The sequence below is a fragment of the Nonomuraea solani genome, from assembly GCF_900108335.1.
In the GTDB taxonomy this organism is placed as follows: domain Bacteria; phylum Actinomycetota; class Actinomycetes; order Streptosporangiales; family Streptosporangiaceae; genus Nonomuraea; species Nonomuraea solani.
On sequence record NZ_FNVT01000001.1, the window covers coordinates 845,259 to 870,783 of the forward strand.

At 72.4% G+C, this 25,525-nt stretch carries 22 protein-coding genes and 1 tRNA gene; 17 read left to right on the plus strand and 6 right to left on the minus strand.

Going from position 1 to position 25,525, the window contains the following annotated elements; all coding sequences use genetic code 11:
- Positions 1-5: 5 nt before the first annotated feature.
- On the minus strand, positions 6-881 hold the full coding sequence (locus C4V41_RS03730; protein ID WP_200823717.1) for a MurR/RpiR family transcriptional regulator: 876 nt from the start codon (positions 879-881) through the stop codon (positions 6-8).
- A gap of 141 nt (positions 882-1,022) precedes the next feature.
- Here C4V41_RS03730 and C4V41_RS03735 point away from each other — a divergent pair, with 141 nt between their 5' ends.
- The 6 genes from C4V41_RS03735 to C4V41_RS03760 all read left to right on the plus strand — a co-directional run bounded on the left by C4V41_RS03735 (position 1,023) and on the right by C4V41_RS03760 (position 7,571).
- A complete protein-coding gene (locus C4V41_RS03735) occupies positions 1,023-2,399 on the plus strand; it encodes an MFS transporter (protein ID WP_103954271.1) in 1,377 nt (458 codons plus the stop codon).
- The gene (locus C4V41_RS03740; RefSeq protein WP_103954272.1) at positions 2,396-2,854 is read left to right on the plus strand and encodes a GAF domain-containing protein; all 459 of its coding nucleotides are present in this window, start codon (positions 2,396-2,398) and stop codon (positions 2,852-2,854) included. Before C4V41_RS03735 ends, C4V41_RS03740 begins: the two co-directional genes overlap by 4 nt.
- Positions 2,851-4,089 (plus strand): metal-dependent hydrolase family protein, encoded by a 1,239-nt coding sequence (locus C4V41_RS03745; protein WP_103954273.1) that lies wholly within the window; start codon positions 2,851-2,853, stop codon positions 4,087-4,089. The genes C4V41_RS03740 and C4V41_RS03745 overlap by 4 nt, the downstream gene beginning before the upstream one ends.
- A 17-nt stretch (positions 4,090-4,106) precedes the next feature.
- Positions 4,107-4,886 (plus strand): alpha/beta hydrolase, encoded by a 780-nt coding sequence (locus C4V41_RS03750; protein WP_200823718.1) that lies wholly within the window; start codon positions 4,107-4,109, stop codon positions 4,884-4,886.
- Between the two features lie 66 nt (positions 4,887-4,952).
- Positions 4,953-6,479, plus strand: coding sequence for a carboxylesterase/lipase family protein (locus tag C4V41_RS03755; RefSeq protein ID WP_103954274.1), 1,527 nt, complete (start codon positions 4,953-4,955; stop codon positions 6,477-6,479).
- Between the two features lie 108 nt (positions 6,480-6,587).
- Positions 6,588-7,571, plus strand: a complete 984-nt coding sequence (locus C4V41_RS03760) for a LacI family DNA-binding transcriptional regulator (protein WP_327535809.1) — start codon at positions 6,588-6,590, stop codon at positions 7,569-7,571.
- Between the two features lie 3 nt (positions 7,572-7,574).
- On the opposite strand, the gene C4V41_RS03765 is transcribed toward C4V41_RS03760, so the two are convergent.
- Together C4V41_RS03765 and selD are read right to left on the minus strand one after the other, a co-directional pair.
- Complete coding sequence (locus C4V41_RS03765) at positions 7,575-8,111, minus strand: hypothetical protein (RefSeq protein ID WP_103954276.1); 537 nt, start codon at positions 8,109-8,111, stop codon at positions 7,575-7,577.
- A gap of 56 nt (positions 8,112-8,167) precedes the next feature.
- Positions 8,168-9,151: a selenide, water dikinase SelD gene (selD, locus tag C4V41_RS03770; protein WP_103954277.1), complete on the minus strand. Its 984-nt coding sequence runs from the start codon at positions 9,149-9,151 to the stop codon at positions 8,168-8,170.
- A 19-nt stretch (positions 9,152-9,170) separates the two neighbouring features.
- On the opposite strand from selD, the gene C4V41_RS03775 reads away from it, so the two are divergent.
- The 9 genes from C4V41_RS03775 to nrfD all read left to right on the plus strand — a co-directional run bounded on the left by C4V41_RS03775 (position 9,171) and on the right by nrfD (position 18,311).
- Positions 9,171-9,263: transfer RNA gene (locus C4V41_RS03775), tRNA-Sec, on the plus strand.
- A gap of 21 nt (positions 9,264-9,284) precedes the next feature.
- Complete coding sequence (gene selA / locus C4V41_RS03780; protein ID WP_103954727.1) at positions 9,285-10,550, plus strand: L-seryl-tRNA(Sec) selenium transferase; 1,266 nt, start codon at positions 9,285-9,287, stop codon at positions 10,548-10,550.
- Positions 10,541-12,277, plus strand: a complete 1,737-nt coding sequence (gene selB / locus C4V41_RS03785; protein ID WP_103954278.1) for a selenocysteine-specific translation elongation factor — start codon at positions 10,541-10,543, stop codon at positions 12,275-12,277. The genes selA and selB overlap by 10 nt, the downstream gene beginning before the upstream one ends.
- A 9-nt stretch (positions 12,278-12,286) precedes the next feature.
- The gene (locus C4V41_RS03790; protein WP_103954279.1) at positions 12,287-12,790 is read left to right on the plus strand and encodes a hypothetical protein; all 504 of its coding nucleotides are present in this window, start codon (positions 12,287-12,289) and stop codon (positions 12,788-12,790) included.
- Between the two features lie 60 nt (positions 12,791-12,850).
- Positions 12,851-13,420, plus strand: coding sequence for a molybdopterin-binding domain-containing protein (locus tag C4V41_RS03795; RefSeq protein ID WP_103954280.1), 570 nt, complete (start codon positions 12,851-12,853; stop codon positions 13,418-13,420).
- A gap of 12 nt (positions 13,421-13,432) precedes the next feature.
- A complete protein-coding gene (gene fdnG / locus C4V41_RS03800) occupies positions 13,433-15,856 on the plus strand; it encodes a formate dehydrogenase-N subunit alpha (protein ID WP_103954281.1) in 2,424 nt (807 codons plus the stop codon).
- On the plus strand, positions 15,856-16,602 hold the full coding sequence (locus C4V41_RS03805) for a formate dehydrogenase accessory protein FdhE domain-containing protein (protein ID WP_103954282.1): 747 nt from the start codon (positions 15,856-15,858) through the stop codon (positions 16,600-16,602). Before fdnG ends, C4V41_RS03805 begins: the two co-directional genes overlap by 1 nt.
- A gap of 1 nt (position 16,603) precedes the next feature.
- Positions 16,604-17,416 carry a 4Fe-4S dicluster domain-containing protein gene (locus tag C4V41_RS03810; RefSeq protein ID WP_103954283.1) on the plus strand — a complete coding sequence of 271 codons (813 nt, stop codon included), beginning with the start codon at positions 16,604-16,606 and terminating at the stop codon, positions 17,414-17,416.
- Positions 17,409-18,311, plus strand: coding sequence for an NrfD/PsrC family molybdoenzyme membrane anchor subunit (gene nrfD / locus C4V41_RS03815; protein WP_103954284.1), 903 nt, complete (start codon positions 17,409-17,411; stop codon positions 18,309-18,311). Before C4V41_RS03810 ends, nrfD begins: the two co-directional genes overlap by 8 nt.
- A gap of 125 nt (positions 18,312-18,436) precedes the next feature.
- Here the strand turns inward: nrfD and C4V41_RS03820 are convergent, their stop codons facing one another.
- Positions 18,437-18,793 carry a winged helix-turn-helix transcriptional regulator gene (locus C4V41_RS03820; protein ID WP_103954285.1) on the minus strand — a complete coding sequence of 119 codons (357 nt, stop codon included), beginning with the start codon at positions 18,791-18,793 and terminating at the stop codon, positions 18,437-18,439.
- 93 nt (positions 18,794-18,886) lie between these two features.
- Here C4V41_RS03820 and C4V41_RS03825 point away from each other — a divergent pair, with 93 nt between their 5' ends.
- Positions 18,887-19,993 carry an FAD-dependent oxidoreductase gene (locus tag C4V41_RS03825; protein WP_103954286.1) on the plus strand — a complete coding sequence of 369 codons (1,107 nt, stop codon included), beginning with the start codon at positions 18,887-18,889 and terminating at the stop codon, positions 19,991-19,993.
- A 79-nt stretch (positions 19,994-20,072) separates the two neighbouring features.
- Positions 20,073-20,714, plus strand: coding sequence for a hypothetical protein (locus C4V41_RS03830; RefSeq protein WP_103954287.1), 642 nt, complete (start codon positions 20,073-20,075; stop codon positions 20,712-20,714).
- Between the two features lie 3 nt (positions 20,715-20,717).
- Here C4V41_RS03830 and C4V41_RS03835 read toward each other — a convergent pair whose 3' ends face one another.
- Together C4V41_RS03835 and C4V41_RS03840 are read right to left on the minus strand one after the other, a co-directional pair.
- The gene (locus C4V41_RS03835) at positions 20,718-24,107 is read right to left on the minus strand and encodes a serine/threonine-protein kinase (RefSeq protein ID WP_103954288.1); all 3,390 of its coding nucleotides are present in this window, start codon (positions 24,105-24,107) and stop codon (positions 20,718-20,720) included.
- Positions 24,108-24,141: 34 nt separating this feature from the next.
- Positions 24,142-25,518, minus strand: a complete 1,377-nt coding sequence (locus C4V41_RS03840) for a glycoside hydrolase family 28 protein (protein ID WP_103954289.1) — start codon at positions 25,516-25,518, stop codon at positions 24,142-24,144.
- Between the last annotated feature and the right edge of the window lie 7 nt (positions 25,519-25,525).

Consider the following 25,525-nt stretch of genomic DNA (forward strand, 5'->3'; position numbering starts at 1 on the left):
GGCCTTCAGGTGGAGGTGGGGCGGCGGTGGAGGAGGGCGAACTTGGCCCACATGGCCTCGGCCGCCTCGATCGAGGCGCCCGTTCTGGCCGGGTCCACGGCGGCGAGCTGGGTGACCAAAGCCTGGGCCACGGCCATGCCGGCGGTCAGTGACGGGAAGAACGCCTCGCCCTCCGCCGGCACCATCACCACCACCTCCGCCGCGCCGGCCAGCGCCGGGCTGGCCGCGTCCGTCAGGGCGAACACCCGCACCCCCCGCGAACGCGCCTCGTTGGCCGCCAGCACCGTGCTCTCGTACAGGCGCCAGAAGCTGATCGCGATCAGCACGTCCCCGGCCTGGATCGCGGACATCGCGTTCGCCAGTTCGGCGTCCCCGGCCGTCACCGCCGCCACCGGGTAGCCCGCCAGCCGCGCGTTGTGCGCCAGCGCCAGCCCGACCGCCGCGTAGCTGCCGTCGGCCACGATCACCGTGCGCCGCGCGCCCGCGATGGCCTCGGCGATCGTCAGCAGCGCGCCCTCGTCCACGCGCCGGTTGAGCAGCGCCAGACTGTCGAGGTCGCGCCGGAGCGAGCGGGAGCTGGGCGAGCCGGTGCCCCGGTGCTCGGCGGCCACCTGGCCCGCGCTGAGCGAGGACAGGTAGCGGGCGCGCAACTCCTGTTGCAGGGCCGGCCAGCCGGCGAAGCCGAGTGCCTGCGCCGTGCGGGTGACGGTGGCCACGTTGACGCCGGCGATCTGGGCGAGTTCGCCCGCCGACCCGAACGAGGCCCGGCGCGGCTGGGAGAGCAGCACCTCCAGGACGGCGGCCGCCTTGCCGCGCAGCCCGCGCCCCGGCAGCCGCGCCCGCAGCCAGTCCTCGAAGCTGTCCGTGGCCCGCTCTGTCACGTGATCCCTTCCTCCGGCCGGGAACATGCTACGCGGTCGTCACCATCCCAACGTGCAAAGACCATTGCAATTTCGCTGATTCGCACTATATGTTGCTTCGCAATCAACTTGCAGGGCCACGACCTGGGGAAAGGTGTTTCTATGACCTTGCTGGCCCGTCTGGACCGGCTCCCGCTGAGCCGCCCCCACTACGTTCTGCTCCTGATCGGCGGCCTCGGCTACACCTTCGACGGCATGGACTCGGCCGTGGTCGCGTTCCTGCTGCCGAGCGCGAAGGCCGCCTGGGCCCTGTCCGACGGCCAGCTCGGCATCATCGGCTCGGCCACCCCGTTCGGGTTCCTGTTCGGCGCGATCGCCGCCGGCCTGCTCGGCGACCGCATCGGGCGCAAAAAGGTGATGATGTACGCGCTCGCCTTCTACGCCGTCTTCTCGGTGGTGGCCGCGTTCGCGCCGAACTACGAGGTGTTCCTGGGCTCCCGCGTGCTGGCCGGGGCCGGAGCGGGCGCCGAGAGCGCGATCATCGCCCCGTTCCTGTCGGAGTTCGTGCCCGCCAAGCGGCGCGGCTGGTTCATCGGCGCGCTGGCCGGCTTCTTCTCGTTCGGGTTCGTGATGGCCGCGCTGATCGGGCGGTTCGTGGTGCCCACGATGGACGACGGCTGGCGGGTGGCGCAGATCATCACCGCGCTGCCGATCGTGATGCTGCTGTGGTGGCGCCGTTCGCTGCCGGAGTCGCCGCGCTTCCTGCTGCTGAAGGGCCGGGTGGACGAGGCCGAGGCCGTCGTGGCCGACCTCGAGCGCCGCGTCGAACGGGCCACGGGCGAGCCGCTGCCGCCGGTGCCCGAGGCCGCCGTCGCGCCCCCCGCCGAGACCCCGAAGGTGAACCTGCTGAGCGCGCTGCGCTTCCTGTGGAGCCCGGTGATGCGCCGGCGCACCTCGGTGATCTGGCTGGTGTGGTTCGTGATCACGTTCTCGTACTACGGGTTCTTCTCGTGGATCCCCACCCTGCTCATCGGGCGGGGGATCACCGTGACCAAGAGCTTCGAGTTCTCGATCATCATCTATCTGGCCCAGATCCCCGGCTACTTCTCGGCGGCCTGGCTGTCTGAGCGGCTGGACCGCAAGAACACCATCGCCCTCTATCTGTCCGGCTCGGCGGTGAGCGCGTTCTGGCTGTCGCAGATGGACTCGCCCGTCACGATCACGATTGCGGGCGCGGTGCTGTCGTTCTTCCTGAACGGTACGTACGCCGGCGTCTACTCCTACACCCCCGAGGTCTTCCCCACCTGGATCCGGGCCAGCGGCACGGGCCTGTCGAGCGCGTTCGGCCGGGTCGGCAGCATCCTGGCACCCACGATCATCGGCTTCTCGGCCGCGAGCCTGGGCTTCGGCGGCGTGTTCGGGCTCACCACGGCCGTGCTGGTGACCGGGGTGATCTGCGTGGTCGTGTTCGGTCTGTCCACGGCCGGGCAATCGCTCGAAGAACTGACAGAACCCACTACTGAGGAGGCGGCCAAGTGAACGAGCTGGAGGAGCGGGTACGCCGGGAGGTCGGCGTACGACTGTTCACCGTGCTCGCCTGGGTACCGGAACGGCGCGCCCTGCGCCGCGTCCACAGCAGCCATCCGGCGGAGTACCCGGTCGGCGGCGAGAAGACCGTCGAGGTCGCCCAGGGCTGGCTGACCCGGTGCATCGAGGGACGGCAGCCCTACTTCGGCCCGGACAAGGCGGCCGTGCGCGAGATCTTCGCCGACCACGAGCTGATCGAGAGCCTGGGCTGCGGATCCATCATCAACGTCCCCGTGCTCGGAGACGACGGCGAGGTGCTCGGCGTGCTGAACATCCTCGACGCCGAGGGCGGCTACGACGAGAAGTCCGTGACCGCCGCGCAGACGATCGCCCGCGACGCCGCCCCCGCCCTCCGCGCCGCCGCCAGTGCCGCCGCCAGTGCTGCCGGCCGTGGGGGTGCCGCGTGAGTCTGTTGCTGCGTAACGCGCTGCTGCTCGACGTGACCACCGGCGAGTACGCCGAAGGCGACCTGCGCTGCGCCGACGGCCGCGTCGCCGAGACCGGCCCGGGGCTGAGCGCCCCCGATGGCACCCGGGTGCTCGACCTGGCGGGGGCGCACGTCGTACCCGGGCTGATCGACGCGCACGTGCACGTCACCGCCTCGACCGCGAACCTCGGCACGCTCGGCTCCATGTCCCCGTCGTACGCCGCCGCCCACAGCGCCCGCATCATGGGCGGCATGCTGGACCGGGGCTTCACCACGGTCCGCGACGCCTCCGGCGCCGACTTCGGGCTGGCCGACGCCCAGGAGGAGGGGCTCATCCGCGGCCCGCGCCTGCTGTTCTGCGGCAAGGGCCTGAGCCAGACCGGCGGCCACGCCGACTTCCGCGGCCGGGGCCGGCACCTGAAGGACGAGCACCCCTGCTGCGCCGGCGTCGGGCGGGTGGCCGACGGCGTGGACGCGGTCCGCGCGGCCGCCCGCGACGAGCTGCGCAAGGGCGCCCACCACATCAAGGTCATGGCCTCCGGCGGCGTGGCCTCGCCGACCGACCGCATCGACTCGACCCAGTACTCCATGGACGAGCTGCGCGCCATCGTCGGCGAGGCCGAGGCCGCCAACCGGTACGTCGCCGCCCACGCCTACACCGCGCGGGCCGTCAACCGGGCCCTGGAGGCCGGGGTGCGGTCGATCGAGCACGGCAACCTGATCGACGACACCAGCGTCGAGCTGTTCCTGCGGCACGACGCGTACCTGGTGCCGACGCTGGTGACGTACTGGGCGCTGAAGGAGGAGGGCATGGAGTTCGGGCTGCCCGAGAGCAGCTGGCGCAAGGTGGACGAAGTGCTCGAAGCCGGGCTGGTGGCGCTGGAGCGGGCCGCTCGCGGCGGGGTGCGGCTGGCGTACGGGAGCGACCTGCTCGGCGGCATGCACCGGCACCAGAACCACGAGTTCCGGCTCCGGGCCGAGGTGCAGCGGCCGATCGACGTGCTGCGGGCCGCCACCACCGGCGCGGCCGACCTGGTGGGGATGAGCGGTGAGATCGGCACGCTGGCCGTGGGCGCGCACGCCGACCTGCTGGTGCTCGACGGCGACCCGCTGACCGACATCGGCGTGCTGGCCGACGCCAAGCACCTCCGCCACGTCGTCCAGGCGGGCGCGATCGTCGGAGGTCAGGCGGGCGCGACCGTCCAAAGCCTCTAGGACGTACCGTTGGCGGGGTGACGACGCTGACGCGCACGGCCCTTGTGGTCGTCGCGGTGCCGCTCCTGCTGCTCGCGCTGCTCTGGCTCTTCCAGCGGCAGCTCATCTACCTGCCCGACCGCGAGCCGGTGCCCCCGGCCGGGCAGGTGATCCCGGGCGCGCGCGACGTCACGTTCACCACGCGCGACGGGCTGCGCCTCACCGCCTGGTACGTCCCCGGCGACCACGACGTGACCGTCCTGGTGACGGGCGGCAACGCGGGCAACCGCCTGCACCGGGCGCCGCTGGCCAGGGCGCTGGCGGCGCACGGGCTGGGGGTGCTGCTCATGGACTACCGCGGCTACGGCGGCAACCCGGGCAGCCCGACGGAGGAGGGCCTGTTCCTCGACGCCGAAGCCGCCCGCGCGACCATCCACAGCTCCAAGGTCGTCTACTTCGGCGAGAGCCTCGGCGCGGCGGTGGCGACCAGGCTCGCCATCGAGCACCCGCCCGACGGCCTGGTGCTGCGCTCGCCGTTCACCGATCTGGCCGCCGCGGGCCAGGCCAACTACCCCTTCCTGCCGGTACGCGCGCTGCTGCGCGACCGCTTCCCCGTCGCGACCGGCATCGCCGCCGTCCGGGCCCCGGTCGTGGTCGTGTACGGCACCGGCGACACCATCGTCCCCCCGAGCCTCAGCAGGGCGGTCGCCACCGCCGCGCGCGCCAAGGCCGTCGAGGTGGCCGGCGCCGGGCACAACGACCTGGCCATGCTCACCGGCCCCGAGGTCATCGGCGCAGTGGTGGATCTGGCGCGCTAGGACGCATACGTTCGGGGCGCGTGATGCTCACAGCAGACAGTGCTCACAGCAGAAGGGAGAACCTTCGTGAGACTTCTCAGCGCCGCGGCGGTCCTGCTCACCGCGATCATGGCGGGTCCCCCCGCCCTCGCCGACTCGAACTCACCGGCGGTCGTGCGCACGGACAAGGGGGTGATCAGGGGCGAGGTGCTCCAGGACCATCGGGCCTTCCGCGGCATCCCGTACGCCAGGCCGCCGGTCGGCGAGCTGCGCTGGCGGGCACCGCGACCGGCCGAACCGTGGCGGGGCGTCCGCGACGCGACCGCCCCGGGCAGCCAGTGCGCGCAGTTGCCCACGCCCTTCGGCGGCACGGCGACGTACATCGAGGACTGTCTCTACCTCAACGTCACCACACCCATGCGCGGCCACCGCCTGCCGGTCATGGTGTGGGTGCACGGCGGCAACAACACCTCGGGCGACGGCGCCCTCTACGCCCCGCCCGACCTGGCCGTGGACGGCAACGTCGTGCTCGTCACCGTGAACTACCGGCTCGGCGTGTTCGGCTGGCTGGCCTACCCGGCGTTCGAGACCGGCGACCGCTACCAAGCGGGCAACTACGGGCTGCTCGACCAGCAGGCGGCGCTGCGGTGGGTGCGGAGCAACATCGCGGCGTTCGGCGGTGACCCGGGGAACGTGACGCTGTTCGGCGAGTCCGCGGGGGCCGCCGACACGTGCGCCCACCTCGCCTCGCCGACCGCGGCCGGGCTGTTCCACAAGGCGCTGCCGCAGAGTTACAGTTGCGCGGCCCCGACCAGGGAAGAGGCGGCGGCGGAGACGGCGGCGACCGCGTACGCGCAGACCGTCGGCTGCGACACCGCGGCGTGCCTGCGGGGGCTGCCGGCCAAGACGCTGCTGGAGGCGTACCAGGAGCAGAATCCCTACGCGGTGGCCGGCGGCGATCACGTGCTGCCCGCGCAGCCACGGGCGGCGCTGGAGAGCGGCCGGTTCAACCGGATGCCCGTGCTGCACGGCAACACGCTCGACGAGGCGCGCCTGTTCATCCCGCTGATCGCGCCACAACCGATCACCGCCGAGGAGTACGAGGGCTACGTGCGCGCCAACTACGGCGCGAACGCCGGCCAGGTGCTGGCCCGCTACCCCGCCGCGAACTACCCCGAGGCGCGGATCGCGCTGGCCACGCTGCTGACCGACTTCGGCGGGCCGCTGGCGACGTGCGGGCACCAGGACGCGCTGGCGCTGTTCGCGAAGGCCGGCGTGCCCACCTACGGCTACCAGTTCGCCGACAGGACCGCGCCGCCGCTGGTGGACTTCCCCGGGTACGAGGAGGGCGCCCAGCACGCCTCCGAGCTGTCGTACGTGTTCCCTGACCTGCTCGGTGAGCTGAACGCGTCACAACGGCGCCTGTCGGATGCGATGATCGACTACTGGACGTCGTTCGCGCACGACGGCCGGCCGAGGGCCGCCGCCGCGCCGCGCTGGCCGCGCTTCCGTTCCTCCGGCGACGTGCTGAGCCTCGCCCCGGACGGCGGCATCCGGCCGGTGGACACCTCCGAGCGGAGCAACTGCGCGTTCTGGCGGTCCCTGGGGTCATGAACCTATGGCAAGGTCGTGATGTCCGGGATTCGTCCACGTCACGGCCTTGCTAACGTTCTCCTGGGAGGAAGCTCGGTGTCAGATGCCCGTCAGAGGACACGCCCCGCGGTGATCGGCGATGTGGCGCAGCTCGCGGGGGTGTCCAACCAGACCGTGTCGCGGGTGCTCAACGAGCATCCCAACGTCCGTCCCGACACCCGCGACCGCGTGCTCGACGCCATCAGGCGGCTCAACTACCGTCCCAACCTGATGGCCAGAGGTCTGGTACGCCAGCGCTCCCACCTGATCGGCGTCGTCAGCTTCGACACCGTGCTGTTCGGCCCCGCCTCGACCCTGGTCGGCATCGGCCGCGCCACCCGCGACCACGGCTACGGCGTCACGATCGTCACCCCGGAGAGCGCCGACCGCTCCAGCATCGCCGACGCCATGTCCACGATCGCCGGGCAGGCCGTGGCCGGGGTCATCATGGTCTTCCCGTCCCGCGCCGCGTCCGCGACGGCGCTGGTCAGCCTGCCCGAGGGCGTGCCGCTGGTCTCCGTCGAGGCCGACGCCGACCTCGTGGCCAGCGTGCACATCGACCAGGCGGCGGGCGCCAGAATGGCCGTGGAGCACCTGCTCTACCTGGGCCACGAGACCGTCTGGCACGTCTCGGGCCCCGGCGACCGGCTGGACGCGCAGGCCAGGGTCGACGGCTGGCGCCGGACCCTTGAGTCGGCCGGGCGCGTCGCGCCGCCGGTCATCCCCGGCGACTGGGGCCCGGAGTCCGGCTATCAGGCGGGGCTCGAACTCGCCGAGCGGCCGGGGGTGAGCGCGGTCTTCGCCGCCAACGACCACATGGCGCTGGGCCTGCTGCGGGCCTTCCACGAGCGGGGCATCCGGGTGCCGGAAGACATCAGCGTGATCGGCTTCGACGACATCCCGGAGGCCGGCTACTTCATCCCGCCGCTGACCACGGTCCGGCCGGACCACGAGGAGGTGGGGCGGCGGGCGGTCGCCACGCTGCTGTCGCTGGTGGACGGGCAGCGGGCCGACTCGGAATGGGTCGTCCCCACCCTGATCAGGCGTAACAGCACCGCCGCCCCGCCCTCCTGACGGCTACAGCCAGCTCTCGCGCAGGCTGGTGGTCTCGGGGTCGGGCGGGGTGCCCAGCTCGCCGGAGCGGATGCCGTCCAGCAGGCGGCCGACGGCCTCCAGGATCTCCGGCGTCCGCTGCCGCAGCCCGGCCACGTCCGCCGGGCTCACCTCGTCGCGCGCCACCCCGGCCTCGTCCAGCACGCCCTCCAGATCGACCAGCCGCTCACCCAGCCACTTCAGCGGCTCCTTGGACAACCGCTCGTCGAACACCCGCCGCCCCGGCTCCCATCCCTTGACCGAAGGGTGGTGATGGGTACGGTCGAAGCTTCCGACCGGCCCGTCGACCGACTCCAGCAGATCGATCCGCCAGATCGGCCGGTCGACGCCGATGGGCCGCGCCGAGTAGATCGAGCCCTTCAGCTCACCCGGTTCCAGCCTCCTGAGTTCGAGCCGGACGCCGCGTTCGGCGCCCTCCTGGCCCTTGATCGGGTTGGGGTCGACGAAGTAGATGTCGCTCACGGCCACGCCGATCCGGTCGAATCCGAAGAGGTAGAGCACGGTAACCACGTCCTTCGCGGGTGTCGGGCACGCCTTGCCCAACGTAACATCGCCGCCTATCGGACGATCAAGGCCCGATCCCCGGCGGGCACCAGCTCACCGATCACCGGCGCCCCGGGAATCTCGCCCGCCACGAGCAGCCCGCCCGAGGTCTGCGCGTCGGCCAGCAGCAGCAGGTCCTCCTCGGCGGTCGCGCCCGCGTCCAGGTGCGGCGCCACCCAGGCCAGGTTGCGGCGGGTGCCGCCGCTGACGTACCCGTCCCGCACGGCCTCCCGCGCCCTCTCCAGGTACGGCACCGCCGCCGCCTCCACCACCGCCGTGACACCGCTCGCCCGGGCCAGTTTGAACAGGTGCCCCAGCAGCCCGAACCCCGTCACGTCCGTCGCACACCGGGCGCCCGCGCTCGTGGCGGCGCGGGCGGCGTCCCGGTTGAGCGTGGTCATCGACGCGATCGCCCCCGGGAAGACCTCACCGGTGGCCTTGTGCCGGGAGTTCAGCACGCCGACGCCGAGCGGCTTGCTCAGGCTCAGCGGCAGCCCGGCGCGCCCGGCGTCCAGGCGCAGCAGCTTCGCGGGGTCGGCCAGGCCGGTGACGGCCATGCCGTACTTGGGTTCGGCGTCGTCGATGCTGTGCCCACCGGCCACGGCGCAGCCCGCCTGCCCGGCCACGTCCACGCCGCCGCGCAGGACCTCGCCGGCCACCTCCATGGGCAGGACGTCGCGGGGCCAGCCGAGCAGGTTGAGGGCGACCAGGGGTTCGCCGCCGACGGCGTACACGTCGGACAGGGCGTTGGCGGCGGCGATCCGGCCGAAGTCGTAGGGGTCGTCGACGACGGGGGCGAAGAAGTCGACGGTGGAGACGAGGGCCCGGTCACCGTGGATCCGCACGACGGCCGCGTCGTCACCGTGCTCGATCCCGATCAGCAACTCCCGCACCTGCGCGGGAGCGAGTCCGCTGAGCACCGCCTCCAGCTCGCCAGGCGGGATTTTGCAGCTACAACCGCCCCCACGGGCGTACTGCGTGAGCCTGAGATCCGTCATATCGTGAAGTATCGCTCTTGGAGGCGCGTGTGTTCTGGTGGGCACCCCGGTCTTCAAAACCGGTGGGCGGCGCGCGGCGTCGCCGGCGGGTTCGATCCCCGTGCGCCTCCGCGCCGGACCCCGCGGGGTCACCGTGACGGGCGATCCGCGCCGGCGCATTCCCCGTACCGACGCCGTTCTGGCCGATCCCCGCGTGGTCGCGGCGGGTGAGGGGGCCGGGCGGGAGGTGGTCAAAGGGGCGGTGGCCGCGGCGCAGGAGCGGGCCAGGGACGGGCGGATCGCGCCGGAGGACGTGGTGGCGGAGACCGTGGCGGCGCTGGCGGCGGGGCCCCGGCGGGTGATCAACGCGACCGGGGTGCTCGTGCACACCAATCTGGGTCGTGCGCCGCTCTCCGCCGCCGCCGTGGCGGCGGTCGGGGCCGCCGCCGGGTGTACGGACGTGGAGTTCGACCTGGCGACCGGGGAGCGGGCCGGGCGGGGGCGGACGGCGTTGCGGGCGCTGGCCGGGGCGGTGCCCGAGGCGGAGGGCGTCCATGTCGTCAACAACAACGCGGCGGCGCTGGTGCTGGTCGCGACCGTGCTGGCGGCCGGGCGCGAGATCGTCATCAGCCGCGGTGAGATGGTGGAGATCGGGGACGGGTTCCGGCTGCCCGACCTGCTGGAGTCGACCGGGGCCCGGCTGCGGGAGGTCGGCACCACCAACCGCACCAACCGCCAGGACTACGCCGAGGCCGTCGGGGACGCCACCGGGTTCGTGCTGAAGGTGCACCCGTCCAACTTCCGGGTCGAGGGCTTCACCGCCGCGGCCTCGGTCGCCGAGCTGTGCGCCCTGCCGGTGCCCGTCGTGGTGGACATCGGCTCCGGCCTGCTCGCCCCCGAGCCGCTGCTGCCCGGGGAGCCCGACGCCCGTACGGTGCTGCGCTCCGGCGCCTCCCTGGTCACGGCCAGCGGCGACAAGCTGCTCGGCGGGCCCCAGGCCGGGCTGATCCTGGGCCGCTCCGGCCTGGTGCACCGGCTGCGCCGCCATCCGCTGGCGCGGGCGCTGCGCGTGGACAAGCTCACGCTGGCCGCCCTGGAGGCCACGCTCCGCGCCGACCCTCCGGTACGCCTCGCCCTCCACACCACCCTCACCGACCTCGAAACGCGCGCCCACCGCTTGGCGGAAACCCTCGCCGCCGACGTGGTGAGCAGCGTCAGCGTGGTGGGTGGCGGCGGCGCGCCCGGGTACGAGCTGCCCAGCGTCGCCCTCGCCCTCCCCGAACGGCTCGCCCTCCCGCTCCGCCTGGGCGACCCCTCCGTGGTGGGACGGGTCGCGGGCGACAGGCTCCTCCTCGACCTGCGCTCGGTCCCGCCGTCGCAGGACGACGAGCTGGTGGAGGCGGTGCGCGCATGTACGTGATCGCCACCGCCGGCCACGTCGACCACGGCAAGTCCACCCTGGTCCGCGCCCTCACCGGCATCGAACCCGACCGCTGGGCCGAGGAACGCCGCCGCGGCATGACCATCGACCTCGGCTTCGCCTGGACCACGCTGTCCTCGGGCCGGCGCCTGGCCTTCGTGGACGTGCCGGGGCACGAGCGGTTCGTCACCAACATGCTGGCCGGGCTCGGGCCGGTGCCGGCGGTGATGTTCGTGCTGGCGGCCGACCAGGGGTGGCAGGCGCAGTCGCAGGAGCACTGGGAGGCGATCGAGGCGCTCGGCGTGGAACGCGGGCTGCTGGTGGTGACCCGGTGCGACCTGATGGACCCCGCGCCGGCCGTGGCGGCGGCCCGGGAGCGGATCCCGCGCTGGCCGGTGGTCACGGTGAGCGGGCATACGGGGGAGGGGCTCGCCGAGCTGCGGCAGGGGCTGGACCTGCTGGCCGCCTCGCTGCCGCCGCCGGACCCGGACGCGCCCGTGCGGTTGTGGATCGATCGGGCGTTCACCATCAAGGGCGCGGGCACCGTGGTCACCGGCACCCTGGCGGCGGGCACGCTGCGGGTGGGGGACTCGCTCGTGCTGGGTGGCGAGCGGGTGCGGGTGCGGGGGTTACAGGTCACGGGCGAGGCCGCCGATGAGGTGACGGCGGCGGCGCGGGTGGCGGTCAACCTGCGAGGGGTGGAGCGGGAGCGGGCGGCCAGAGGCATGACGCTGCTCACGCCCGGGGCCTGGGTGGAGACGAGCGTGGTGGACGTCCGGCTGGGGGCTTGCGCGGAGCCGGGGGCGGACGTGCGGCCGGAGTGCGACGACCCGCCGCGTGAGGCCGTTCTGCACATCGGGTCGGCTTCGGTTCCGGTCAAGGTGCGGCCCTTCGCGCCGCCGGGTGCGGCCAGATTGACGCTGGGCCGGGCGCTTCCCCTGCGGATCGGCGACCGGGCGTTGCTGCGGTGCTCGGGGCGGCCGATCGTGAGCGTGCTCGTCCTGGACGTACGTCCTCCAGCGCTGCGCCGCCGGGGCTCGGCGGCCAGGCGGGCGGCGGAGCTGGCGCCCTTCATGAGCCGGGTCCCCGACGCGGCCACCGTGCTGGGCTGGCGCGGGGTGGCACGGAGGGCGGAGCTGGTCGCGATGGGGCTCGACGTTCCCGACGCGCCGGGGGAGTGGCTGGTCGATCCCGGGCGGTGGAAGGAGCTGGGTGAGCGGCTCGGGGCGATCGTGGGGGAGCAGCCGGGCATTCCGGTGGACGCGGCGAGGACCGCGCTGGGCCTGCCCACACGTGAGCTGGTCGAGGCGCTGGCCAGGACCTGCCCGGCGCTGCGGGTGGCGGATGGGCGGATCGACGGTGGCGGTGTGCCGCGCGCGGTCGCCGAGGCGGTCGGGCGGCTGCGGGTCGAGCTGGCCGGGGAGCCGTACCTGGCTCCGGAGGCGGCGCGGCTGCCCGAACTGGGGCTCACCCGGCAGGCGGTCGCGGTGGCCGCCCGGGCGGGGCTGGTGCTGCGGCTCGCCGACGGGGTGGTCCTGCTGCCGGGGGCCGACGCCGCGGCCGTGCGGATTCTGGCGGGGCTGCCGCAGCCCTTCACGGCCGGGGACGCGCGGGCCGCGCTCGGGACCAACCGCCGGGTCGTGATCCCGCTGCTGGAACACCTGGACCGGCTGCGCCTCACCCGCCGTATCGACGACCGCCTGCGGATCGTCGTCACAGCACCATGAGAGGTCGCCATGACTGAACAGGACGCGCGGGTCAGGGTGGGGGTCGTGCTGCCGAGGCCGCGAGGCGATCCCGGGGAGTGGCTCACCGATGCCGTGGCGTTCGAGGCGGCCGGGGCCGACGCCCTGTGGGTGGAGCACGGGGCGGCGCCCGAGCTGGATCCGCTCACCCTGACCGCCGCGCTCGCCGCGCTCACGTACCGCTCCCTGCTGGTCGTGGCCGTCGACCCGGCGTCCCCCGCGCGAACCACCGTCGAGCGCCTGAGCCGCGGCCGGCTCGTCCTGATCGCCGAGCAGGTCGAGCAGACGGACGGCGGTCACCTTCAGGATGGTGCCGGGCGATGGGCATCGGTCAACGTGCCCGCCAGCCGGGCCGCCTGGCGGGAGGTTCTGCGGGAGGCGGCCGAGCGCGGTGATCACGGTGTGCTCGTGCCGGCCGATCCGAGGTTGCTCGATCTGCTGCGCAATCCCGACGACCCGGGCGGCCGGCACGACCTCCAGCTCGCCCAGGGCTAGACGCGCGCAGGGCCGGATCATACGGTGAAACCACGGACCCGCGGTTGAGGGGAGTCCGGTATGGAGGTCAGCCGGCGGCAGTTCCTGAGCATCGGCCCGGTGGCCGGTGGCTCGGCGCTGGGCTTCGACCTGACCGCGTCGATCGGCGTCAAGCAGCGCCTGCGCATCGAGGGCGCCACGCTCTCCCACTCGCTCTGCCCGTACTGCGCGGTCGGCTGCTCGCTCGTCGCGTACACCAAGAAGGCCGCGAACGGGAAGACGGAGCTGCTGCAGATCGAGGGCGATCCGGACAGCCCGGTCAACGAGGGCACGCTCTGCCCGAAGGGCGCGACGGCGCTGCAGCTCGCGGTGTCGCGCAGGCGGGTGCCGCACCCGCTCTACCGCGCGCCGGGAGCGGGCGAGTGGCAGCGGGTCTCCTGGGAGTTCGCGCTGAACCGCCTGGCCAGGAACATCAAGGCCGCGCGCGACGCCACGTTCGTCACCCAGGACGCCGACGGCAACGTCGTCAACCGCTGCGAGGGCATCGCCTTCGCCGGCGGGGCGGCGTTCAGCTCCGAAGAAGGTTATCTGGCCACCAAGCTGATGAGGGGGTTGGGCCTGGTTCACCTCGAACAACAGGCCCGTGTTTGACACGGTCCCACGGTGGTCAGTTTGGCCGCCACGTTCGGCCGGGGGGCCATGACCAACCATTGGCGTGACATCAGGCACGCCGATCTCATCCTGGTCAACGGGGCCAACCCGGCGGAGGCCCATCCGGTGGGCTTCCGATGGCTCATGCGCGCCAAGCTCGACCGGGGCGCGAAGATCATTCACGCGGATCCGCGGTTCACGAGGACCTCGGCGGTGGCGGACACGTACGTCAGGATCCGGACGGGCAGCGACGTCGCCTATTTCGGGGGACTCATCAACTACGTCCTGGCGAACCGCCTCCACCACGATGAGTACGTCCGGTGGGCGACCAACGCCGGGTTCGTGGTCAAGGAGGGGTACGCGTTCAAGGACGGCATGTTCAACGGCTTCGACCAGGAGCAGGGCGTCTACAACACCAAGCTGTGGGCGTACGAGACGGACGAGAACGGCCACGCCAAGATCGACCTTGACCACCCGCGCTCGGTGATCAACCTGCTGCGCATCCACTACCAGCGCTACGACCCCGACACCGTCGCCCGCATCACCGGCATCCCGCGCGACCAGTTCCTCCAGGTCGCCCGGCAGGTCGGCGAGATGGGACGCCCGGACAAGGTCATGACCATCGTGTACGCCGTCGGCCTCACCCACCACACCACCGGCGTGCAGCTCATCCGCTCGGGCGCCATCCTGCAACTCCTGCTCGGCAACATGGGCCGCCCCGGCGGCGGCATGAACGCCGAGCGCGGCCACGCCAACATCCAGGGCAACACCGACCACGCCATCTCGTGGGACATCCTGCCCGGCTACCTGCGCATCCCCGCCCCCGGCCAGAAGGACGTCAAGGCGTACCTGGACGAGAGCGCCAGCGTCAGACAGCACCCGAGGGCGGTCAACTTCTTCGGCGAGAACTACCGCCGCTACCTGGTCAGCCTCCTCAAGGCCTGGTACGGCGACGCCGCCACCAAGGACAACGAGTTCGCCTTCCACTACCTGCCCAAACCGGCCGCCAACTCCTCCTGGATCTCGATCTTCGACCAGGCGCTGAGAGGCAAGATGCAGGGCCTCATGCTGTCCGGGATGACCGCGACCAGCATCGGCCCCGACTCCAACCAGGTGCTCCAGGCGCTGTCGAACCTCAAGTGGCTGTGCGTCATGGACCCGTTCGCGACGACCAGCTCGGAGTTCTGGCAGGCGCCCGGTATGGACCCGGCGAAGATCCAGACCGAGGTGTTCATGCTCCCCGCCACCCACTGGATCGAGAAGGACGGCTCGTTCACCAACAGCGGCCGCTGGGTGCAGTGGAAGGAGCAGGTGCTGCCGCCGGAGGGCGAGTCGCGGCACGACCACTGGATTCTCGCCGAGCTCTTCCAGCGGGTCAGAGACCTGTACGAGGCCCAGGGCGGCAAGTTCCCCGACCCGGTGAGAAAGCTGACGATGCCGTACCGGAACCCGAGGAAGCCCGAGCTGGACGAGATCGCGCAGGAGATCAACGGCAGGGACCTGGTCAACGGCAAGCGGCTGACGACCTTCGTGGACCTCAAGGACGACGGCACCACCAGCGCGGGCGACTGGATCTACACCGGCCACTACCCGGAGGCGGGCAACCTGGCCAGGCGGCGCGACGGCGTACAGGATCCCGCCAGGAACGACCCCAGCGGCATGGGCCTCTACCCGAACTGGGCCTGGAGCTGGCCCGCCAACCGCCGCATCCTCTACAATCGGGCCTCCGCCGACGAGAACGGCCGCCCGTGGGATCCGGCCCGCCCCGGAATCGCCTGGGTGAACGGCAAGTGGGAGGGCGACGTGCCCGACTACCCGCCGACGACCGGTCCCGGCCCTGACGCGCCGCTGCCGTTCATCATGACCGGCGAGGGCGTGGGCCGCCTGTTCAGCAACGCGGTGGCCGACGGGCCGTTCCCCGAGCACTACGAGCCCGTCGAGGCGCCGATCGCCAACCCGCTGCATCCGCAGGTGTCGGCGACGCCGGTGGCCTACCGGTACGACGAGCGGGCCGGGCGCCCGAACCGGTTCGGCACCGTGGCCGACTATCCGTACGTGGCGACCTCGTACCGGCTGACCGAGCACGAGCACTACGTCACCCAGAACGTCGAGCACCTGGTCCAGCTCCAGCCGGAGGCGTTCGTCGAGGTGCCCGCCGGGCTGGCCGCCGAGAAGGGCATCGAGACCGGCGACCTCGTACGCGTGTCGTCCAGGCGCGGCAAGCTCGAGGTGCGCGCGGTCGTCACCAAGCGGCTCGGCCCGCTCGACATCGACGGCAGACAGGTCTACCAGATCGGCATCCCGATCCATTGGGGCTTCGTCGGCATCACCACCGGTCAGCACTGGCTGGCCAACGCCCTCACGCCGTTCGTGGGGGACGCCAGCGCACGGACGCCGGAGTACAAGGCGTTCCTGGTCAACATCGAGAAGCTCTGATGTACGGGCGGGAGCGGGCCTTGGAGCTGCGGGAACGCTACCCGCACGCGTCCGAGATCATGGCCCTGTACGTGGCGCTGACGCGAGTATGGGAGTCCGCCCCGCCGCGGGCGCCGCTGGAGTGGGCGGGAAAGAACCTCCTGCCGCGCGTCATGTCCGCCACCGTGACCTCGGGGCCGCCCCCGCTCGCCGAGGCCATGCGCACGGCCGAGCCGGGAGACGGGCCTGGGCTGCTGGCCGCGTGGCTGGCGGACGAGGAGCTCACCCCGGTCGAGCGCTACCTGGCCCGCGCCACCATGCGCGTCGTCCCCCTCGAACCAGGAAAGGGCGGCGCGGCCGGGCGCTGCCCCGAGTGCGGCGGCCCGCCGCAGGTCAGCTTCCGGCAGGCGAGCGACGACCCCCTGGTCAGCGCCCGCCGCATGCTCGCCTGCGCCAAGTGCCCCCACGAGTGGAACTTCTCCGCCACCACCTGCCCGGCCTGCGGCGAGAGCGCTAAACGCACGGTCCACGCCGAACCGGCGGCGGGGCCCGCGCGGGTCGGCAGGAAAGCCCCCGGCGAAGCGTCGGTGTTCCCGCACCTGCGCGCCGAGTCCTGCGAGAGCTGCCACCGCTACCTGATCGACGTCGACCTCGGCCGCGACCCGAGGGCGGTGCCGCAGGTCGACGAGCTGGCCGCGGTGCCCATCGACCTGCACCTGGCCGACCAGGGCTACACCAAGATCACGCCCAACCTGATGGGGTTCTGAGATGCCGCACATCACACCGGGCCAGGCGTACGGGTTCTTCACCGACACCAGCGTGTGCATCGGCTGCAAGGCATGCGAGGTGGCCTGCAAGCAGTGGAACCAGTTGGAGGGCCACGCCCCGTCGTTCCTGGACGGGTTCGACAACACCGGCAGGCTCGACGGTGAGACCTGGCGCCACGTGCAGTTCCACGACAACGTCCCCGACGAGAGCGTCACCACGGGCAACGGCAAGGCGTGGCTGATGATGTCGGACGTCTGCAAGCACTGCAAAGAGGCCAGTTGCATGGAGGTCTGCCCGACGAACGCGATCATCCGTACCGAGTTCGACACGGTCTTCATCCAGCCCGACGTCTGCAACGGCTGCCGCGACTGCATCGCGGCCTGCCCGTACGACGTCATCGGCACCAGCGAGACGACCGGCATCGCGCAGAAGTGCACGCTCTGCTACGACCGCCTCCAGAACGACATGACCCCCGCCTGCGCCAAGGCCTGCCCCACCGAGTCGATCCAGTTCGGCCCCGTCTCCGAACTGCGCGCGACGGCCGCCGAGCGGCTGCGGACCCTGCACGCCCAGGGCGTCACCCAGGCCCGGCTCTACGGGCACGACGAGAAGGTGTACGGCGGCCTCAACGCGTTCTTCCTGCTCATGGACGAACCGGAGAAATACCGCCTCCCGGACGAACGCAACGCCGTCCTGCCCAGCCGCAACAACGCGAGCGGCTACCTGACCGCCGCCGTCACGGCCGTGCTCGGCGTGCTCGGCGGCCTGATCGCGCTGCGCCGCCGCAAGGAGAAAGTGGAAGCCGATGGATGAGGTCCAGCATTTCGCCGGCCCGCCGGACTGGCTCTGGTACATCCTGTTCTACTTCTTCCTCGCGGGCCTGTCCGGCGGCTCGTACGTGCTGGCCACCCTGCTCAGACTGCGCAACGCGCCCGGGGACGAGCCGATGGCCAGGATCGGCCTCTACATCGCGTTCCCGCCGATGCTCATCGCGCCGCTGCTGCTCGCCCTCGACCTCGGGCAGCCGCTGCGGTTCTGGCACATGCTGATCAACACGACGCCGGGCAACCCGGGGCTCAACTTCAAGTACTGGTCGCCGATGTCGATCGGGGCGTGGGCGCTGGTCGTGTTCGGGGCGATCACCACGGTGTCGTTCGCGGCGGCCCTCGTGCGCGACGGCAAGATCCGCCTGCCGCTCGTCGTCCGGCTGGACAACCGGCTGTTCAACGTGGCCGGCTCGCTGTTCGGGCTGTTCATCGCGGGCTACACGGGCGTGCTGCTGTCGGTGTCGAACCAGCCGGTGTGGAGCGACACGTGGGCGCTGGGCGGCCTCTTCCTGGCCTCGGGCCTCGCGGGGTCGGCCGCGCTGATGCTGCTGCTGGCCCGCTACCGCCCCGACGCGGGCCCGAGCACCCCGATGCTTTCGGTCTCGGAGCGCCTGTACTCCCTGCTCGAACTGGCCCTCATCGTGGCGTTCGCGCTGACGCTGCTCACGGCCGGCACCGAGGACATCGTCTTCGCCCTGCCCTGGCTGCCGCTGTGGGCCGTGGCCCTCGCCGGCCTGGTCCCCGGCCTGTACGGCCTGGCCACCGAACGCCTGTCCGCCGGTGGCGCGGTGGCCCTGCGTCAGCCCGTCGCGCTGTCGCTGCTGGTCCTGGCCGGGGTGCTGGCTCTGCGGGCCGCCATCATCTTCAGCGTCCAGCTCTGACCAGGGTCTCGACCAGGAGGGAGACGAGCCGGTCGTTGTCCACGCCGTCGAGCACGTCGATGGGCTCGATCGACGTTAACCACATAACGGTCAGTCCACAAGTCTGCCCAGGTAGGGCGGCTTGACTAGCAGGGGTCGGCGGGCCCCAAGTGTGCCTCTGCCCAGCTGGAGATCTGTTCGAGGGCGGGCATGAGCGCCCGGCCGCTCTCGGTCAGCTCGTAGGAGACGGTGACGGGCGGGCCTTCGTCCACGGTGCGGGCGATCAGGCCCTCTTTGGTCAGCTCGGACAGCCGGTCGGACAGCACCGAGTCGCTGAGCCCCTCGATCGCGCGCGACAGCTCACGGAACCCGGCCGGCGCCACGCTCAGGCCGCCGAGCACGACCGCGCTCCAGCGTTTGCCGAGGATCGTGAAGGCCCGTGTCAGCGCCGCGTTGCTGCGCTCGCACTGTTCGACGTCGTGTCGCGCGGGAGCCTTCGGCATGCCTCCAGACTAGTCGAAAAATTGCCGCTTTGATTTTAGAAGCGAATATGCATAACCTAGCGACATCTGCATTGCTAGCGAGGAGAGTCTCTGATGATCGAAAAGGCCGGTACGCGCCCGAGTGTCGTAGTGCTCGGGGGCGGCTACGGCGGCATGTTCGTCGCCAAGCTGCTCGACGACGTGGCCGACGTGACGCTCGTCGACCCGAACGAGGCGTTCATGCACAACCTGGCGTCGCTGCGGGCGCTGGTCGAGCCGGAGTGGCTGGACCGGATCTTCTTCCCCTACCGCCACCTGCTGGTCAACGGGCGTTTCCTGCGGGACAGCGCCGTCGCCGTGGACGGCCGGCACGTGACGCTCGCCTCGGGGGAGACGCTCGAACCCGACTACCTGGTGCTCGCGACGGGCTCGGCGTACCCGTTCCCTGCCAAGACCGACAAGCCGGACACGGAGTCCACCAAGGCCGCCGTCCGGGCCGCCCACGAGGTGCTGGCCGGCGCCGAACGCGTGCTCCTGGTCGGCGCCGGGCCCGTCGGGCTCGAACTCGCCGGCGAGATCAAGGCGTCGTTCCCCGGCAAGCACGTCACCATCGCCGACGTGGCCCCCGACATCCTGACGGGGCCGTACGCGCAGGAGCTCCGCGACGAGCTGCGCGGGCAGCTCACCGAGCTGGGCGTGGAGCTCAAGCTCGGCAGCCCGCTGCGCGAGCTCCCCAGCGCGCCGCCCGCCACGGCCGCGTCCATCGCGATCGCCACCGAGGCGGGGGAGAAGCTGACCGCCGACGTCTGGTACCGGTGCTTCGGCGTCGCCCCCCGCACCGACTACCTGCGCGGCACACTGGCTCGGGCCCGGGACGACCAGGGTCGCCTGGCCGTGGACGGGCTGCTGCGGGTCCAGGGCCAGGAGCGGGTCTTCGCGATCGGTGACATCTCCGACGCCGATCGCGACATGGCCGGGTTCGCCCGCATGCAGGGCGAGCTGCTCGCGGCCAACCTGCGCGCGACGATCACCGGCGAGGGGGAGACGGTCGCGTACGAGCGGCAGCCGGCGCTGATCCTGGTCCCGCTCGGGCCCGAGGGCGGCGACGGCCAGTTGCCGGGGCAGACGCTCATCGGCCGCGAGATGGCCTCCCAGATCAAGGGCGAACACCTGATGGTGGACAGCGCGGCAGCCCTCTTCACCGTCCCCGACCCGGCTTGAGGGACCAGGGTTCCACGAGGGGTAAATCAGGGACGATCACCGATGAGAAGGCCCGGGCCGGTCGGGCATCGTGGAAGGCATGAACCCCGCGACCCGTCTGGCCCAGCTCTCTTTCAGCGCCGGCCCCGCCGCCCTGCTCGCCGGTTGGCTTCTCATGCGTCCGATCGAGGGCGGCCTCGTGCCCGGCCCCTGGTGGACGGCCGCGCATGTGGCCTGGCTGGCCGGTTTCGCGATGTGCGGCATCATGGCCCTGGCCATGCGCGGGCTGGCCGGACCGGTGACGGGCGGCCGCCGGGTGGCGGTGGAGGCGCTGACGGGGGTGGCGTTGTTCGGCGTCGCCGCCAACGTCACCCAGATGGTCATCGACCTGTACGCCGGGTTCACCGCCGTGGACCGTGAGGGGATGCGGGCGCTGTACGAGCAGGTCAAGGGCTTCCTGGGGGTCGAGCCGGTGATCTACGGTCTCGGGTCGCAACTCTTCTACGGCGCCCTGCTCGCGCTCGCCGTCCTGCTGGCGGTGCTGCGCCGGGCCACGGCCGTCAGCGCCGCCGTCACCGTCTCGGGCGTGGTGCTGCTGGTGGTGGCGACGTTCCAGGACGGAAGAAATTCGGAGCTGGTGGCGCTGGGCATGGCGGTCATGTGGCTGGGCACGCTCCTGCTGGGCCGGGGCTCGTCCACCGGCGGCCCCGGCCTGGGCGCCGCCACCCCGTCCCGCGCCTGACCGTCACGGTCTGCCCGCGCAGCCCCGCTCGTACGGGCGTTCCGGCAGGTAGCGGTGCCATTCGGCCGCGGTCAGCCCGCGTCCCGCCCGCTCGCACACGGTGGCGACCAGCGGGTCCACCGCCACCGGCAACCGGGTCACCCGCCCGCCCCTGCCGATGGCCAGCAGTTCGGCGGAGCCGGCCGTGAACGCGACCGACCGCGCGCTGCCGGACAGCCCGACCTCCGGCCCCGCGGGCTCCCCGCGCCGCACGTCCCACAGGCTGAGCGCGTTGTCCTGGTTGGCGAACGCGAACAGCCGCCCGTCGGGGGAGAAGGCCGCGTCCCACGACGCCGCGTCCACCCGCAGCCAGTCGCCCACCTGCGCGCCCGTCTCCGTGTTCCAGATGCCGACCTTGAGGTCGTATCCCACCGCGACCAGCTTCAGGTCGTCGCTGAACCAGACGTCCTCCGTCTGCGCGGGCAGCGGCAACCGGGCCCCGAACGGCTCGCCGGTCTCAAGGTCGACCAGGCGCAGCCGGTCCGCGTCCAGGCCGACCAGCCGCCCGTCCGCGCTGGTCGTCCAGCCGAACAGGCGCGGTCTGGGCACCTGCTTGAGCCGTTCGCCGCCGGGCAGCCGCCAGAGCGTGAAGGTCTTCTCCCCGGCCGTCCAGAGCCCCTTGGCCGTCGGCAGGGCGGAGTTCGGCTCGCTCGTCGGGTTGAATCCTGGCCTGAGGCTCGCCAGCGAGCGCCAGGTGGCGGTGTCCCGGACGGTGACGTTCTCCCCGCGCCTGATCGCCAGCAGGGCGCTGTCGTGGCTGAAGGCGAACTCGCTGTCGTAGCTGCTGAAGGCGCCGGCCTCCAGGCTTCTGCCGTTCAGGGTCACCTTGGTGGTGTCGACCGCGTGGGTGGCCAGGAGGCGGCCGTCGCGGCTGAGCCGTACCGAGTCCATGGGCTCGCCGGCGTCCGGGGTCGTGCGGAGCGTGACCACGCTGTCCTCGCTCAGGTAGCGCAGCCCGCCGGGGGTGAACGCGGCCGCGGTCACCGGGTCGGCCACCTCGCGCCTGAGCAGCAGCGGCTCGTCGGCGTCCGGCTGCCACACGGTGATCGTGGTGTCCCCGAGGCCCGCGACCAGCAGGCCGTCCGGGCTGAACACCGGCACCGCCAGGTTCTCCCAGGTGATGAGCGTGGTGCCCTGCTCGCGGGTACGGGCGTCGTACAGGGTCAGGCCGGCGGTGTCGGCGACGGCCAGCCGCCGGCCGTCGGGGCTGAAGGCCGGGACGCTGGCGCACGACTTGCAGATGTTCGGGAAGCCGGCGCGGTCCCGGCCCGACGGAAGGGTCCAGCTCTCACGTCCGGACACGGCGAACGTCCCGTCCGGATGGACGGCGGCCGGCCACATCGTCGGCAGCGGGGTCGCCTTGCCGGTGCGCCAGTCGTAGACCTGCGCACCCTGTCCGATGCTCACCAGCAGCCGTCCGCCGCTGAAGGCGATCCGCAGTTCGAGCTCCTGGCTCGCGGGCAGGCGCTGGCCCGTGGGCCGCCCGGTGGCCAGCTCCCAGAACCCGACGCCCTGGCTGTCGCCGACGGCCAGCACCCGGCCGTCCTCGCTGACCGCGACCGCGCGCAACCGCCGTTCGGCCAGCCCCAGCCCGGTGAAGCCGCCGGCCCGCCGTCCGGTGGCCACGTCCCACACCCTGACCTCGTCCTGGCCGACGCTGATCAGGAAGCGGCCGTCGGCTGTGAGCGCCCGCGCCACGTCGGGGCCCGTGGCGGGGTCGCGGAAGGCCGCGCTCGCCGGGTCCGTGGCCGAGGCGAGCAGGCTCGATCTGGCCTCGGCCGTGGGCGAGAGCCGCCCGGCCGTCGCGCTGAGCAGCATCGCGAGCACGGGATCCTTCTCCCTGACCCCGTCGGAGGCGGCGGCCAGCCGGGCGGAGTCGGCCGCGTCGCGCTGCCCCGCCAACGTGGCGCTCTGCTCGGCCAGCGTGCTGGCCTGCCATACCGCCAGGCCGCCCGCGATGAGGGCCACCATCAGCAGGACGGCCAGGCCCGCGGACAAGAGCCTGGCCCGGCGGGAGCGCCGCCGGGTGAGAGAGGCGCCCGCCTCCAGGAAGTCCCGTTCCGCCGGGGTCAGCGTGATGTGCTTGCGGCCGCCCGCGGCCCAGCCCAGCGCGTCGTCCAGGGTGCTGCCGTGGAACAGGTCGCCGTCCCTGCGGCCGTGCTCCCGCCAGCGCTCGGCCGCCGTGGTGATCCGGCGGTGCACGGCCAGCCCGTCCTTCTCGGCCTCGATCCAGGCCCGCAGCCGGGGCCAGGCCAGCGGCAGCGCGGGCCGCATGAGCCGGACGGGGTCGGTGCCGGTCACCACGTACGTGAACGCCTCCAGCACCGGCTCGACCCCGTCGGGCAGCTCGGACCTGCGCGGCTCGCGCAGCACCAGCTCGCCGTTCTCGGTCATCGTGACCATCCGCAGGAACAGCTCGGGCACCAGCTCGCGGTCGGCGGGCGAGAGCGCGGCGTAGGCGTCCTCGGCGATGACGCCGAGCGCGGGATCGTCGGCCGCGGCCCGCACCTGGCGGCCGTCGTCGGCGCCCTGGGCGAGCAGCCGCTTGGTGTTCAGGCTCCCGGCGCCGCTGAGCAGGCCGAGCAGCAGCTCGCGCGCCGCCGGCCGCCGGGCCGGGTCCTTGGCCAGCGCGGCGCCCACGAGTTCGCGCAGCGAGGCGGGCAGGACGTCGAGGCCGGGCTCGTGGGAGAGCACGCGGTGCATGACGGCGCCGAGCGCGTCGCCGCTGAAGGGGTCCTTGCCGGTGGCCGCGTACAGGACGACCGCTCCCCAGGCGAACACGTCGGCGGCCGTCCCCGCCCGCTCCCCGGAGAACACCTCCGGCGCCATGTAGCCGGGCGTGCCCGTCACCAGCCCGGTCGAGGTGACCGACATCTCCAGGGTGCGGGCGATCCCGAAGTCGATCACCCGGGGTCCGTCCGGGCCGAGCAGCACGTTGTCGGGCTTGAGGTCGCGGTGCACGACGCCCGCGTCGTGGATGGCGGTCAGCGCGGTGGCGATGGCGGTGGCCAGCCGGTGCAGGTCGTCGCCGCGGAACAGCCGCCCGGCGTCCCGCAGGCTGGCGCCCTCGACATATTCACTCACGATGTACGGCCTGGGCCCCTCCAGATCGGCCCCGAGCACCCGCGCCGTGCAGAACGAGGCCACCCGCCGCGCCGCCACCGCCTCCTTGGCCAGCCGCTCCCGAAGCTCCGGCTGCCCGGCCGGATCACCCCGCAGCACCTTGACCGCGACCCGCTCCCCGGCCGGATCGTAGGCCTCGTAGACGACCCCCTGGCCGCCCGCGCCGAGCCGCCCGGCCAGCCAGTAGTCGCCGATACGCTGCGGGTCCCCGTCGATCAGTGCGCTCCCCATACAGGGTGGGACGATACTCGCGGCGCGGAAGTTGCTACACGCGCTCGCCGTTGACCCACACGTCGCGTAAGACGAACCCGGTCACATCGGTCACCACGTCGGCCTCGGTCATCTCCGTGAAGACGCTGTTCGTCACCCGCACGCCCCTGATCGGGTTGCCCGGGTTGCCGACCAGGTAGAACGCCCTGGGCGCCCGCTCGGCCCGCAACCCCCGGATGTCGATGTCGCCGACATACGGGAAATAGGGCCCGGTGTGCTTGTTCTCGTAGTTGAGTGCCACCTCGACGACCGCGTCGGCCGCCTGCCCCACCCTGATGTCCCGGAAGTAGAGGTCCCTGACGTAGCCGCCCCGTTCCGGGTTGGTCTTGATCCGGATCGCGCGTTCCAGCCGGGTGCTGCTCATCTCGCAGTCCCACGCGAACACCCAGCGCACGCCGCCGGTCGTCTCACTGCCGGCCGTCACGCCGCCGTTGCCGTCGCGCATCACGCACCCGGTCACCAGGATGTTCATGGACGGCGCGTTCACCCGGCGGCCGTCGGCGTTCTTGCCCGCCTTGATCGCCACGCAGTCGTCGCCGGTGTCGAACACGCACCGCTCGATCAGCACGTCCACGCACGACTCCGGGTCGCAGCCGTCGTTGTTGGGGCCGCGCGGGCTGTCCACCGTGACCTCCCTGATGGTCACGTTGGCGCACAGGACCGGGTGGATGTTCCACATCGGCGAGTCCTTGACCGTCACGCCCTCGATGAGGACGTTGCGGCACCGGTAGAGCTGGATGAGGTTCGGCCGCAGGTAGTGGCCCTCGCCGAAGACCCGCTCGGCCACCGGCACGCCCTGCTCGGCCAGGCTCGCCAGCAGCTTCTTGTCGGGCCCCTCCGACGGCGCGGGGTCGCTCGACCAGTCCCACCAGTGGGTGGCGTCCGCCTGGCCGTCGATGGTGCCCCTGCCGGTGATGGCGACGTTGGTCCGGCCGTGGGCGTAGATGAACGGGGAGTAGTTCATCAGCTCGATGCCCTCGTACCGGGTGAAGACGGCCGGCAGGTAGTCGGCGGGATCGCGGCTGAACCTGAGGGTCGCGCCCTCCTCCAGGTGCAGGTCGACGTTGTCGGCCAGGTGGACGGCGCCGGTCAGGTACGTCCCCGCCGGCACCAGCACGCGCCCGCCGCCCGCCGCCGCGCACGCCTCGATGGCCTGCCTGAAGGCGTCAGTGCACTTCACCGTCCCGTCGCCGACGGCGCCGTACGAGGTGACCGGGAACTTGCGGCCGGGGAAGCGCGGCGGCCGGATCCGCCGCCTGATCTGCGGCACCCGGCTCCACGCCGAGCCGGCCGCCTCGGCGCGGCCGGCCATCGGCACGGTGAGCAGCCCGCCCGCGGCCGCGGCGAGGAACCTGCGACGAGACGCTTGCATCGATGTC